The organism is Glycomyces lechevalierae (genome assembly GCF_027622945.1).
Classification (GTDB): domain Bacteria; phylum Actinomycetota; class Actinomycetes; order Mycobacteriales; family Micromonosporaceae; genus Glycomyces; species Glycomyces rutgersensis.
Genome location: NZ_JAPZVQ010000018.1, coordinates 65822 through 79860, shown reverse-complemented (window position 1 = coordinate 79860; position 14039 = coordinate 65822). Strand labels below are relative to the sequence as shown.

Annotated in this window: 5 protein-coding genes; all 5 read left to right on the top strand. The window is 67.6% G+C overall.

The features are described 5' to 3' along the window. The first annotated feature begins 169 nt into the window (after nucleotides 1-169). From drmD to drmC, 5 genes are read left to right on the top strand one after another with little or no spacing between them, the layout of a single operon-like run. The gene (gene drmD / locus O2L01_RS22040; protein ID WP_270124195.1) at nucleotides 170-3394 is read left to right on the top strand and encodes a DISARM system SNF2-like helicase DrmD; all 3225 of its coding nucleotides are present in this window, start codon (nucleotides 170-172) and stop codon (nucleotides 3392-3394) included. Further along, the gene (locus O2L01_RS22035; RefSeq protein WP_270124194.1) at nucleotides 3391-7425 is read left to right on the top strand and encodes an Eco57I restriction-modification methylase domain-containing protein; all 4035 of its coding nucleotides are present in this window, start codon (nucleotides 3391-3393) and stop codon (nucleotides 7423-7425) included. The genes drmD and O2L01_RS22035 overlap by 4 nt, the downstream gene beginning before the upstream one ends. Beyond that, a complete protein-coding gene (gene drmA, locus O2L01_RS22030) occupies nucleotides 7422-11177 on the top strand; it encodes a DISARM system helicase DrmA (protein WP_270124193.1) in 3756 nt (1251 codons plus the stop codon). The genes O2L01_RS22035 and drmA overlap by 4 nt, the downstream gene beginning before the upstream one ends. Further along, nucleotides 11174-13201, top strand: coding sequence for a DUF1998 domain-containing protein (locus O2L01_RS22025; RefSeq protein WP_270124192.1), 2028 nt, complete (start codon nucleotides 11174-11176; stop codon nucleotides 13199-13201). Before drmA ends, O2L01_RS22025 begins: the two co-directional genes overlap by 4 nt. Continuing rightward, entirely contained in the window at nucleotides 13185-13916 is a 732-nt protein-coding gene (drmC, locus tag O2L01_RS22020) for a DISARM system phospholipase D-like protein DrmC (protein WP_270124191.1), read from the top strand. Before O2L01_RS22025 ends, drmC begins: the two co-directional genes overlap by 17 nt. The last annotated feature ends 123 nt before the right edge of the window (nucleotides 13917-14039 follow it).

Below are 14039 nucleotides of genomic sequence, written 5' to 3'. Positions count from 1 at the left end.
AGTGTGGACGACGAATCCGCGATCGGCGGTCGATTCGCGGATCGCATCGGATACGAGAACACCGCTCAACAGGGGCCCTTGTTAGAGTTGACCGCCGGTCCGGTAGCGCCTTCACCACTCGTCCGAATACGCTGCGGACCCGCGATGATCCTGTGAAGGAGCGGCAATCGTGGCGAATCAGGCGACAGCAGCACCGGACACCGACGCAAGCCTCCCTGGGCTCCCCTCCCTCGGGCAGGTCGTGTCCGTCCGCGGGTCCACCTGGGCCGTCACCGACGTGCGCGAGCAGTCGGCCCCCGAGGCACCCGGCTACGGGGCGCCTTCGGAACCCACTCACGTCGTCTCACTCCAGTCGCTCTCGGAAGACCACCTCGGCGTTGAACTGCGGGTCGTATGGGAGCTCGAGGTCGGCCATGGCCTTCTGCCCGCCCACGGACTCCCCGAGACGCTCAGCCCCGAGACTTTCGACGACCCCAACCGGCTCGCCGCCTTCGTCGACGCCGTCCGCTGGGGCGCCATCACCTCGGCCCGCGCCGACGCATACCAGTCGCCTTTCCGGGCCGGGGTGAACATCGAGGCGTTCCAGCTCGAACCCCTTCGCCGCGCCCTGGGCTCCTCCCGAACCAACCTTCTCCTGGCCGACGACGTCGGCCTCGGCAAGACCGTCGAGGCCGGGCTGGTCCTCGCCGAACTCATCCTCCGCCAGCGGGCCAAGTCTGTCGTCATCGTGTGCCCGCCCAGCCTGCGGCTCAAGTGGCAGGACGAGATGCGCGACAAGTTCGGCCTCGACTTCACGATCGTCGACTCGGCGCTCATGGCCCGTGTCCGCCGCAGCCACGGCCTGGCCGCGAACCCGTTCCGCCTGTACCCGCGCACCATTGTGAGCATGGCCTGGCTTTCCACGGTCCGGGCACAGCGGCTGCTGCGCGAGGTCTACGCCGACAGTCGCGACACGGGGAACGGCCGCCGGTACGCCTTCGACGCGCTCGTCGTCGACGAGGCGCACCACGTCGCCCCCGCCAGTCCGACCCGAGTCGGCGGGGCGCGTGGCTACGCGGTGGACAGCAGGCGGACCATTGCCACCCGCGCGCTCGCAGAGCAGTGCGAACACCGCCTGTTCCTCTCGGCGACCCCGCACAACGGCTACAGCGAGTCGTTCACCGCGCTCATGGAGATGATCGACGACCGCCGGTTCGCACGCGGCGCCCTCCTGGACGAGCAGGCCCTCGGCGAGGTCGCCGTGCGCCGCCTCAAGACCCAGATCAAGGAGAAGGACTTCAAGGCCCGCGAGCTGAAGTCGATCCCGTTCGAGCCGACCGCCGAGGAGCAGCAGCGCTTCACCGAGCTGGAGCGGATCCTCACCGAGTCGGCTCGCAGGAACGGCAAAGGCCGCGCGAGGGACATCACCTCGATGCTCCTCAAGAAGCGGTTCCTATCCAGCCCGTGGTCGTTCGGGCTCACCTTGAACCAGCATCTGGAGGGGCCCGCGGCGGGCCGGATCGACGAGAACCGCGACTACTACCAGGACGTGCTCGGCTCGGGCCAGGCCGACGAGGAGGAGGGCGAGGCCGACCACCCCGAGGCCGAGACCCTGCGTGCGGCGAAGCGCACCGCTCCGCTCTCGGGAGCCGCCAAAGCCGATCTCGCCGCGCTCGTCAAGTGGGGCATCGGCTACCAGTACCGACCCGACTCGAAACTGTCGGCCCTGATCGACTACCTCACCGCCGTCTGCCGCCCCGACGGGAAGCGGTGGACGAACGAGCGCGTGGTCGTGTTCACCGAGTACACCACCACGCTCGACTGGATGAAGTCGAACCTGGAGCAGGTCGGGTTCGGCGACCGGCTCGCCGTCATTCAGGGCTCGACCGACCACGAGGACCGCGAGCGCATCCGCGAGCGCTTCTCCGCCCCGCCGGACCAGGAGCCCGTGCGCGTCCTGCTCGCCACCGACTCGGCGGGCGAAGGCATCGACCTGCAGGCCTACTGCCACCGCCTCGTCAACTACGACATCCCGTTCAATCCCTCGCGCATCGAGCAGCGCATCGGCCGCATCGACCGCTACGGCCAGCGCCGGACGCCCGAGATCTACCAGTTCCAGCCGCACTCGTCGTCCGCGACCTACGCGGCGGACGCCGACTTCATGCGGCGCATCGCCGTGAAGGTCGGCACCGTGGCCGCCGACCTCGGATCGGTGAACCAGGTCGCCGACATCGACGCCGAGGTCGAGGACCATTTCGCGCCGATGCCGAACCGGCCCAAGGGCAAGAAGACACCGGAGAACGGCAGTGAGGTTATCGGCCGGGCCCTCGCCGGCAGCACCGACCTCAACCGCGAGATCGCCCGGGTCACCGCCGACCACGAGCGGACCCGGGCGGCCATGCACTGGTCGCCCGCGAACGCCCGCCGCGTGGTCGATACCGCCTTCGAACTGGACGGCCAACCGACGCTGATTCCAGTCGAAGACCCGCGAGACGGCGAAGGCGCCCCGACCTCAGGCATGTTCGCGGTTCCGAAACTGGACGCGTCTTGGCAGTCGGCCCTGAACGGGCTGGCGACCCGCCTGCACCCCGACGACCCGCGCCCGGTCACCTTCAGCGGTGAGACCGCGGCCGGGCGATCCGATGTTGTCCACCTCCACCTCGGCCACGCCCTGCTGCGGCGTGCCACTCGCTTCCTGCGGGCCGAGCTCTTCGGCGGCGACTCGCTCCTGCACCGCGCCACCGCCACGGTCGTGGAAGGCCTCGACGAGTCCTGCGTGGCCGCGATGGGCCGCCTGGTCCTGGTGGGCCGTGGCGGCCTGCGGCTGCACGAGGAGGTGTTCCTCACGGGCCTTCGCCTCAACGGGCGCCCGCTCGCCCAGGACCGCACCGAGCAGGCCGTGGACCAGGCGCTCGACCGCGAGCACATGCGCCTGGCCGACCCCGAGGTCCTGGCGGCCTTGGCCGAGAACTGGAACGCCGAGGGCTCCCTGCTGTACACGCGGCTGGTGAACGCGATGCACGCCAAGGCCGACAAGCGTCAAGCGCTCGTTGAGGCCGACCTCGGCAAGCGCCGCAGTGCCGACCTCGACCGCTCCGAGGAGATCTTCAAGGGCTTCAGGGCCAACCTGCGCGAGTCGATCGACCAGCGCAACCGCGACCTGACCGAGCACACGAACGGCCTGTTCGGCGTCAACGACCGCGGCGAAATCGACCTGGCCCGGGAGCAGGAGCGGCAATTGCGCGACGACCTGCGGGCGATGGAAGACCGCCTGCGCCGACTCGACGAGCAGCAGTACCGCGAGCGCGTCTCGATCGAAGCCCGGTACACCGATGTCCGCCCCCACCTGACCGGGGCCGCCGTGATCTTCGCGCTGACCCCCGAGGACGCCGAGCAATGGAAGGCCCGCCGGTGAAGCACCGCAAGCCGATTCGACCCGACGACCTGCACCGCTCCTGGCTCGACCTGGTCGAGACCGAGGGACCGTTCCTGTCGCTCCCGGTCCTCAAGCGGGTCTGGCCCACCGGCATGGCCGCATTGGGCGACGAGCCGCGCGCGGCGCTGCGTGCTGCCCTCCCCGACTTCGAGAAGGCGTGGGACGCCCTCGACCGGGACCAGAACGAAGCTGCGCTCGACCACTACTGCAAAGCACGCGACCTCTGGGTCGAGACCGTACTGTGCGACGTCTTCGGCTGGGGCGCCTCCTACCTGACCGCGGACTCACCGGTCGTCTCCACCATTCAGGTCCAGGCCCCGAACCGCAGGACGACCGCCACCCCCACCGGCGCGCTCGCCCACAAGGACCTCGTCGGCGCCCTCGTACTGGTATGCGACCCGGTCGCTTCACTGCACGACGCCCTCGACGACGGCTGGAACGCCAGCCCGATCGACCGCATGAGCGAACTCCTTCGCGCCTCCGGAACCCCGATCGGCGTCGTCACCGACGGCCGCTGGTGGGCCGTCGTCAGCGCCCAGAAGAACCTGCGCACCGCCTCGGGCGTCACCGACGCCCACCTCTGGATCGAGGAGTCCCAAGCGGTCTCGGCCCTCGCGCAGCTCCTCAGCCGCAAGCACCTCGTCGGCGGCAAGGCCGACGACCGGCTCGCGAAGCTCTTCGTCGACTCGGTCGCCGACGCCGCCGACATCACCGAAGCTCTCGGCGTCCAGGTCCGCCAAGCCGTCGAACTCCTCATCCAGTCCTTCTCCGAATCGGCCCTGCGCGCCGCCGAACGCGGCGAACCGGACCCGTTCCCGGCCGACCGCGACGAGGTCTACCAGGCCGCCGTCACCGTCATGATGCGCGTGGTCTTCCTGCTCTTCGCCGAAGAGCGCAGCCTGCTGCCCGAGAATGAGCTCTTCGCCGCCGGGTACAGCCTCTCTGACCGATTCGACCTGCTCGACCAGCGCGCCCGCGACGAAGGCCACGGCGCCCTCGGCGGCACTTACATCACCTGGCACCGCCTCCTCGCCGCCTCACGGGCGCTGTACGAGGGTGCGGTCTTCGAGGATCTGCGGCTGCCGGCCTACGGCGGCTCCCTCTTCGATCCCGAACGGACCGCGTTCCTCACCGCAGCGGGCGGCGACGGCCTCGCCATCACGGTCTCGGACCGGGTCATGCTCGAAGTCCTGCGGGCCGTTCAGATGCCCGTCGTCAAGGGCGAGGCACTGCGGATCTCCTTCCGCGAGATCGACGTCGAGCAGATCGGCTACATCTACGAAGGCCTGCTCGGCTACTCCGCCGCCGACGTCGAGGAAATCACCGTCGGACTGATCGGTAAGGCCGGCGCTGAACCCGAGATCCCGCTGAGCGTCCTCGAAGACATCGCTGCGAAGCACGCGGGCGAGGCCAAGCTCGCAGCGGCGATCATCAAGTGGGCCAAGGAAAACCAGAAGGCCGCGGAGCCACCTGCGGCGAACGCGCTGGCGAAGGCCCTCAAGGCCGAGGTCGAGGACGTCGAGACCGCGATCCGCGCCGTCTCGATGGACCCGAAGCTGCAGGAGCAGCTGCGGCCCTTCATCGGCATCATCCGCCGCGACCTGCGCGGCAGGCCGCTGGTCGTCATGCCCGGCGGAGTGATGGTGGTCGAGACTCCGTCACGGGCGAACGCGGGCGCGCACTACACGCCGAAGGAGCTCGCCGACGAAGTCGTCGAGCACGCGCTGAAGCCGTTGGTGTACGAGGTCGGACCGCACCAGACCGATGACGACAGCCAGTGGGTACGGCTCCACAGCGATCAGATCCTGGCGCTCAAGGTAGCCGACATCGCTTGCGGCTCAGGAGCTTTCCTCGTCGCAGCGGCACGCTTCCTGGCGGGAGAGGTGGTGAAGGCATGGCAGGAGCAAGGCGACGTCTTTGGAACGCCCAAGGAGATGGAGACGCGAGCCCTCCGGAAGGTCGTCGCCCAATGCCTGTACGGAGCCGACATCAACGAGCTGGCAGTGGAGATGTGCAAACTCTCCCTTTGGCTTGTCTCGCTTGACAAGGACCTGCCGTTCTCGTTCGTGGACGACAAGATCTTCTGCGGCAACTCCCTGCTCGGCATCGTGGATCCGAAGCAGATCGAGACAATGAGCCTCGAACCCGAGACCTCGGCACCGGCCACGCTCTTCGACATCGCCTCCGAGAGCCCGGACAAGCTCGTGGACCGTATGGACACGAAAGAGGTCCTGGACAAGGTCACGGCGCTGCGACGCAGCCTCGCCAGCGAGGTCGACAACTCCGACCCGCAGCGCTCGGTAGCAGCGAAGCGGCGACAGGTCGAGCGGCAGCGAGAGTTGACCGCGAAACTGACGAACATCGCTGATGGAGTCATCGCAGCCGGGCTGCGGCTCGGCGGCAAGCCGGGGAAGAAGCTCAAGGAGTCTTACGAAGACCTGCGTATCGCGGTCGGCCTGGCGTATCCGAAGAAGGGAGAGCCCGACCGAGCAATGCTCGACGGCATCCTCGAAGTCGGACTCACTCCGACGGTTGAGACCGACTACGAGCGCTGGAAACCGCTCCACTGGGTCCTCGCTGCGCCAGATGTGATCGTCGACCACAAGGGCTTCGACGCCATCATCGGCAATCCGCCTTTCGTCGGCGGCCAAAAGATCACCGGCGCGATGGGTACCAACGTCCGCGACTGGTTTGTCAACCGGCTCGCCGGAGGGCAGAAGGGCAGCGCCGACCTCGTCGCGTACTTCTTCCTCCGCACCAAGGAACTTTTGACCGGGAGCGGGAACCTCGGCTTGATCGCCACCAACACCATCGCCCAGGGCGACACAAGAGAGGTCGGCCTCGATCGACTCGATGCGGGCGGCTTTACCATCACTCGGGCAATTCAGAGCCGAAACTGGCCTGTCAAGACTGCCAACCTCGAGTTCGCGGCGGTTTGGGGTTCCTTCGGGCCGGTCTCGGGCAGCGTGAAGCGGATCGCCGACGGCAAGAAGGCCGACTGGATCATCACTATGCTCGACCCTGCACGGAGCCCGGAGCGTCCGCCTAAGCGGCTGAGGGAGAACGCTGACATGGCGTTCACTGGTTGCTATGTTCTCGGTCTTGGATTCGTAATCACTCCAGAAGAAGCCTCTTCATGGATCGAAGTCGATCCCAACAACAAGAAGGTTCTCTTTCCCTACTTGAACGGTGAGGATCTCAATCAGCGTCCCGATAGTTCACCTCCGAGATGGGTAATTGACTTCTTCGCCAAGACCGAGGAGGAAGCACGTGTCTTCGATCTCCCGTTCGAGCGGGTATGTCAGACTGTTAAGCCAGAGCGCGAAAAAGGCGCCGCACACGCCCGAAAAACTCCCTGGTGGCAGTTCACTAGACAGCGCCCGGCATTGCGAAAGGCGATTGCGGATCTCGACCAAGTGCTCGCAATTGCCCGGGTCAGCAAGACGGTCATGCCCCTGCGGGTGCCAACAGGCCAAGTGGTCAGCGAAGCAGCAGTTGTCTTCGCGACTGATTCCTACGCCGACCAGGCTGTTCTCTCCTCGGGCCTGCACCAGCTCTGGGCGGTCAAATACGCATCTTCGATGCGCACGGATGTCCGCTACACCCCCTCTGACGTCTTCCTGACCTTCCCGCGTCCGCTCGATGCCGGTTCTCTCGATGAGATCGGCCGGACTCTCGACACCGAGCGCCGGGAGATCATGCTCCGCCGCGACCTCGGCCTCACAAAGCTCTACAACCTTTTCAATGACCCCGATGTCAGTGACTCCGCCGATCGCGATGTTGCCCGTCTCCGTGAGATCCATGTGGAACTCGACCGTGCCGTGCTCGCTGCCTACGGTTGGGACTTTGATCCCGACCACGGCTTCCATGAGTATCGGCGCATGACCCGATTCACGCTCTCGCGCGAAGCCAGAGTCGAGGTATTCGACAGACTCCTCAAGGAGAATCACCGTAGGGTCGCCCTGCAAGGCGAAGCGCCCGAGGTTGAAGCCGAGGAGGATGACGAGTGAACCTGGACGACTACGTGTCAGTCGACCCGACCGGAGGCGGCCGCTCGACCTATGCGGTCAAGCACTCGCCTGATGGGTCATCTTGGACTGCTCGCGAGAATCTGGCCGACATCTTCGAGCGCGAGATCCTTGGTCCCGCAGGCGGACCGGAGGAGATCCTCGAGGGGCAGCCAGACGCAGCCTATCTCGTCGGGCGGATCGCCCCGGCCAAGATCAAGCCCGGCAAGACAAAGCTAACCAGCGCTGACGATGATGACGCCGCACTCGATGTCGCCGAATCGGCCGAGGACGAGATCAGTCGCGGCGTGCCGGTCTCAAGCGTGGACGACTCGTCCGCTGAGTCTGACGAAGACATAGTCGACGACATCCCGCAGCAGCGCGGCCTGATGATCCCGGCCTCGATGGGGTTGCGCTTCCAGGTGCCAACCGACTTGGAGTATTTCACGGTCACAGCCTCGTGGGGCACCTACAACGTCCACAAAAGCGACGAGGAAGAAGACGGCCCGAAACCGAGGTCCGGCCGCCGCTATAAGCGCGAGAACTTCAACATTCCCAAGGTGATCCGCCTCGCCGACCTCGTCCCCGGCCAGACCGCCGAGGTGCATCTCCGCGACGCCATCGTCATCCGCATCGACCGCTACGACTCACCTGACCACAGCTGCGCCACGATCGAGATGGCACTGTGCAATGACCGGGAGACGCCGCGCCAGATCCCGGTCAACGCCTGGCTGTACCAGACGAAGCTCGAGGCCTCCGCCGATGGCGACGCCGTCTTTCTGCCGGTCCGCGACCTCGTAGTTGACACCGACTGGGCGCCTGACGAAGTCGAGGAGATCCGCCGCCTCGATCTCCAGTACCGCAACCGGCTCGAGTTCGCGCAGGGCCGGACCTGCTCGGCCGATTGGGAGACCGACTGGGACAAGGCCCCCGAAGACGACCTCTCGGCCCGCCGCGCCAAGCGCGTGTGGACGACATGGCTGCCGGTCTCCGAGACCCCGCAGACCGATGCGCCGGAGGTCCCCGGCGTGCTCCAGGACATGACGGTGCTTGCGAATGCCGGTCCGGACGCGCTGGACTCGGGCCTGCGGCCGATCGTCGCCGGGTACGCCGACTGGCTGGAGGAACGCAGGACCCAGGCTGAGGGCCTGCCCGCGCACCTCCGTGATGAAGCGCTCGACGCGGTCGAGGACGCCCGCATGGTCCACGAGCAGCTCGCCGACGGTCTCGACTTCCTGCTCGCCGATGCCCAGGCACAGCAGTGCTTCCGGTTCATGAACGAGGTCATGGCCGCGCAGCGCGTCCAGACGCAGATCGCCGCGATCCGCACCGCCGACGCAACGGTGACGATGGACGAGGCGCGTGAGCAGGTGCTCGCCAAGAAGACCCCGCACCATTGGCGCACCTTCCAGTTGGCGTTCATCCTCACGCAGATCCGCATGATGACCGATCCCACCTGGAAGTACCGGTCCGGAAACCTGGCGCGAGCGCAGTTGCTGTTCTTCCCCACCGGCGGCGGCAAGACCGAGGCCTACCTCGGTCTGGCGGCGTTCACGTTCGCGATCCGCCGGCTCCAAGGCGTCGTCCAGAGTGACTCCGGGCCTCTCGATGGGAACGCCGGAGTTGCCGTCATCATGCGGTACACCCTGCGGCTGTTGACCTCGCAGCAGTTCCAGCGCGCCACCGCGCTCATGTGCGCGGCGGAGAAAGTCCGGGTCGACGACCCCGGCACCTGGGGTACCGAGCCGTTTCGCATTGGGCTGTGGGTCGGCACCAGCGTGAGCCCCAAGCGGTTCGATGAAGCCAGCGATGAGATCACAAAGGCCAGGAACAGCGAGGGCGCCGTACACCGGCTCACGGTCCTTCAGATTCAGCGCTGTCCCTGGTGCGGTGAGAAGATCGGCGTCGGCAACATCAAGGCCGACCCGATCGAGCGCCGGGTGCGCGTCTACTGCGGTGACGAGCTCGCCGAATGCCCTTTCGCCGAAGGCGGCGAGGCCGGAGAGGGCCTGCCGGTACTTACCGTCGATGAGGAGATCTACCGTCTCGCGCCCGCCTTCATCATCGCAACCGTGGACAAGTTCGCACGGCTCGCCCGCGAAGGGGAAGCGGCCGCGCTGTTCGGGTACGTCTCGAAGTACTGCGACAGGCACTGCTACGTGCACCCCGATTACGCCAAGTGCGACGTCGCCGTTGACGGGAAGCACCCCCGGAAGGGGAAGCACCCGGCCGCCCGGGTGCGCCGGACCGGCCGCCTGCGCCCGCCTGACCTGATCATCCAGGACGAGCTCCACCTCATCACCGGTTCGCTCGGCACCACCGTGGGGCTCTTCGAGACCGCCGTGGACACCGCCGCCGCGTGGACCACCGCCGAGGGAGATCCGGTTCGTCCGATGCTGGTGGCCTCCACGGCGACCGCCCGGAACGCGAACGACCAGGTGCGGGCGCTGTACGGCAGGGACACCCAGATCTTCCCGCCGCAGGTGATCGACGCCGGGGACACCTTCTTTTCCCGGGAGCTGCCGATCTCGGCGAAGCACCCGGGCCGCCGCTACATCGGCGTAGCGAGCACCGGGGTCCGGCTCACGAGCGCGGAGATCCGTGTTGCCGAAGTGCTCCTCGCCGCCGGGCAACTGCTCATCAACACGGGCAAGGCGAACGAGGCCGATCCGTACATGACGCTCGTCGGCTACTTCAGCGCCACACGCGAACTGGCCGGCATGACCCGCTTCCTCGGCGACGACATCCAGACGCTGCTCAGCAAGGGCCGCGAATGGTCGAAGCTGCCGCGCCGGTCGGGAACCGCGTTCGGGCACTTGAACAGCGCCGAACTCACCTCCCGCGTCTCCTCCGCCGACATCGGGGCCTCGCTGGACCAGATGGCGGTGCCGTTCGACCCGGCCTTCGACTCCACGGCAGCCAAGCGCGCGGCAGGGGCGGCGGCGAGCCGCGGCGAAGAGGTCGACCAGCGCGAGCGGCTGCCGCTCGACACGGTGCTGGCGACGTCGATGCTGCAAGTCGGCGTGGACGTGACCAGGCTAGGGCTCATGCTCGTGGTGGGCCAGCCGAAGAACACCGCCGAGTACATCCAGGCGTCCTCGCGCGTCGGCCGCGACGCGGACCGGCCCGGACTCGTGGTGGCGCTCGGGAACTGGGCCCGACCGAGGGACCTCGCGCACTTCGAGACCTTCAGGCACTACCACGAGACCTTCTACAAGCAGGTCGAGGCGCTGTCGGTGACGCCGTATTCGCAGACCTCGCTCGACCGCGGGCTCGACGGCGTCCTCGTCAGCGCCTCCCGTGTGCTGCAAGCGGACCGGATCGACGGGCTCTCTCCGGAGCAGGCGGCGCGGCGCATCAAGGACGAGACGGCGTTCGTGCAGCGGCTCATCGACCAACTGTGTGAGCGGATCGCCCGCGCCAGCGATGACGAGACCGCCGAACGCGCCCGGACGCGGCTGGGCAACCGGCTCGATCATTGGCTGCAACGCAAGAAGCAGCTGGAGCCCAGGTCGCTGGTGTACGACCGGGTGAACGACGAGTCGCGGTTCGGCTCGCTCATGATCAGCCCGGAGAACGCCCGGTCGATGGCCGGCCGCAAGGACATCGGACCGTTCAAGGTGCCGAACTCGATGCGGGAAGTGCAGCCCGAGATCAACCTGCTCGTCAGCCCCATCAAGGCGAACCTGGACGACCGCACCGGGGACGAGCCGGAGTGGGAGACGCAGCGGCCGTCGAAAGGTGCCTCGTCATGACCGACGTGGAATCGCGATTCACTCCGGTAGCCGAAGATCAGGCCCTCGATCCGCTCGGCGATGCCGACGCCGAACGCAACGCGGGACGGAACCGGAACTACGCGAAGGTCGGGTCCGGGCGGCCTTCGTCGCTGCTGTACACCTACGGTCCCGGGTCCGTCATGGACCTGCCGCAGTTCACGATCATGCCTTCGGGGCTCGACGACTGGAACCGCATTTGGGCCAGGCGCGACGGCGAGCCGCTGACCATTGAGGCCCCGCAACTGCGCCAAGCCGTGGCGAAGCTTCTGAAGTCGCGGAACATCGAGCTGCGGCCGTTCCCCTGGCAGGCGGTGGCGTTCACCGGCTCCGAGGAGGGCCGGGACCTCGGTGTGCCCTCCCGCGTGTTCCCGCAGTGGCTGCGCTGCACCGGATGCGACAACCTCGGCCGCATCAGCCAGTTCGGCTACGACAACACGAAGCGGTACCGGCCCGACAAGGCCCACTTCTACCACGAGAAATGCCATGGGAACCCCGACCGGCCCCGGAGCAAGGCGAGCAAGCAGACGGCCGTCCCGGCCCGGTACCTCCTCGCCTGCCCGGACGGGCATCTCGACGAGTTCCCGTACGACTGGTGGGTCCACGGCGGCAAGCCCTGCCCCACCGGGGTCGCGTTCCCGCAACTTCGGATGACCGACCGCACCTCCGGCAAGGGCGCGGCGGCCACGATCCGCTGCACGCAGTGCGCGAACGCCCGGCCGATGAACGAGGCGCAGGGCGAGTCCGGCGCTTCGAAGCTGCCCCTCTGCCGGGGCCGCCACCCCCACCTGGGGACCTTCGAAAGCGGCGGGTGCGGCAACCGGCCCAAGCTGATGCTGATCGGCGCGTCGAACCTTTGGTTCGGGGCGACCCAGTCCGTCATCGTGATGCCCCAGTCGACGGCCGACAAGGCCGACAGTCTCGCCCTCAAACTCTGGAAGGCCAAGGGCGAGAAGCTCGCGAAGTACCGGCACGATCTCGAGATGGTCCGCGATTTGGTCGAAGGCCAGGTCGACCTCGAAGACGTGGACGACGAGACCTTGCAGGCCGCCGTCGACGAGGCGCTTTCACCAGAGGAGCCCGAGGAGGTCCAGGAGGAGCGGATCCGCAACTGGGACCCCATAGATCTGCTCGTCCCCGAATGGCACTACCTCAAGCAGCAGTTCCCGCTCGGGACCCAGCACAGCGACGAGGCCAGCGGCCTCGTGCTCACCGAGCAGGACTGGGACGGCGGGAGGGATGTCAGCCGGGTGCTGGCTGTCGAGAGCCTGCGGAAGGTCAACGCGCTCCTCGGCTTCACCCGGATCGACGACATGGACCGTGTGGGCGACCTGGGGCAGAGGCTCGTGCCGCTCACCCGAGAGAAACCTCATTGGACAGTGGCGACCGAGGATCGCGGCGAGGGGATCTTCCTCCAGTTCGACGAGGAGCGGATCGCTGCGTGGGAGGCCCTGGTCGAGGACAGCGATCTGTGGCTGGCCCACGTCGAGGCCCACACTCAGAACTTCCGGAACCGGTTCTCGGAGACCGCGAAAGCGGTGGAGCCGAGCAGCCGGATGAGACCGCCGCGGTACTGGCTCCTGCACACCTTCGCCCACATCCTCATCCGGGAGTGCGCGCTCACCTGCGGGTACTCCGCGGCGAGCCTGAGCGAGCGGCTGTACGCCTGGCAGGGGTCCGAGGACCGTGAGGCCGCGGCCGGACTGGTCATCCTCACCACCGCCTCGGACTCGGACGGCACGCTCGGCGGCCTCGTGCAGCTGAGCGAGCCGAACCGCCTGCGTGGGCTCATCAGCGGAGGCCTGTACCGGGCCGAGCGCTGCTCGTCCGATCCGCTGTGCGCCGGCCGGACCCCGAAGTCTCCGGAGGACTTCCTCCACGGTGCCGCCTGCCACTGCTGCGTGATGGCCTCCGAGACCTCGTGCGAACGCGCCAACCGCTTCCTCGACAGGCGGTTCCTCGTCCCCCTTCCCGGGGAGCACCGGCACCTTGCCTTCTTCCAGTGACGAGCGGAGCGCCGCCGCCGAACTCGGCCGCACGCTCACCGGCGGTGAAGCGGCCGACCTCGCCGACCGGCTCGCCGACGGACAGCCGCTGTGGGTGGCGCTGCGAGCGCTGTCGCCACAGCGGCGCGCCGTCGTCCGGCCGCTGGCCGAGCGGATCGCGACCGACCGGCTGCTGCCGCTGCTCGACGCGGTGAGCGCCGCCCGAACCCGGATCGGGCGGGTGGAACCGGTGTGGACCATGCCGGGGCCGCTCGCGCAGACCGGCCCGCTGACCACCTCGATCCTCCGCCACATCGAAGGCGCGCGGCAGTCGATCACCTGCTCCACCTTCAATTTCCAGCGATCGTCAGGGCTCTGGCCGGCCCTCGCCGAGGCGGCCCGGCGGCCGGGGGTCGGCCTGCGGGTCTACCTCGACGCCGACGCGGCCGCCTCCGGCAGCCGGACCCCGACCGCCGAAGAGGTCGCCGCGCACCTGCATCCCGGGATCGTGCTGCGCACCAAGCATTTCGACGGCACGAAGGTCCGCAACCACGCCAAGTTCGTAGTCGTCGACCATCGCTTCGTACTGGTCACCAGCGCGAACCTGTCCTGGAGCGCCGAGTACGGCAACATCGAGCTCGGCATCCGCACTGACGATGCGCCCCTTGCCGAGTCGATCGAGCGGGAACTGTTCGACGTCGAGGACCGACTCTACGAACGCGTGCACGCCGACTGACGGTGACGTCGCTTACCTCATTGGGGGAGAAGGCGACCGGCCAGGCGTGAGGGGACCGCCCGAACTAGACGTTTTCGTGCAGGCGGCGTGTCGCGCCTTGAAAACGGCGAAAAGACGTGGAAC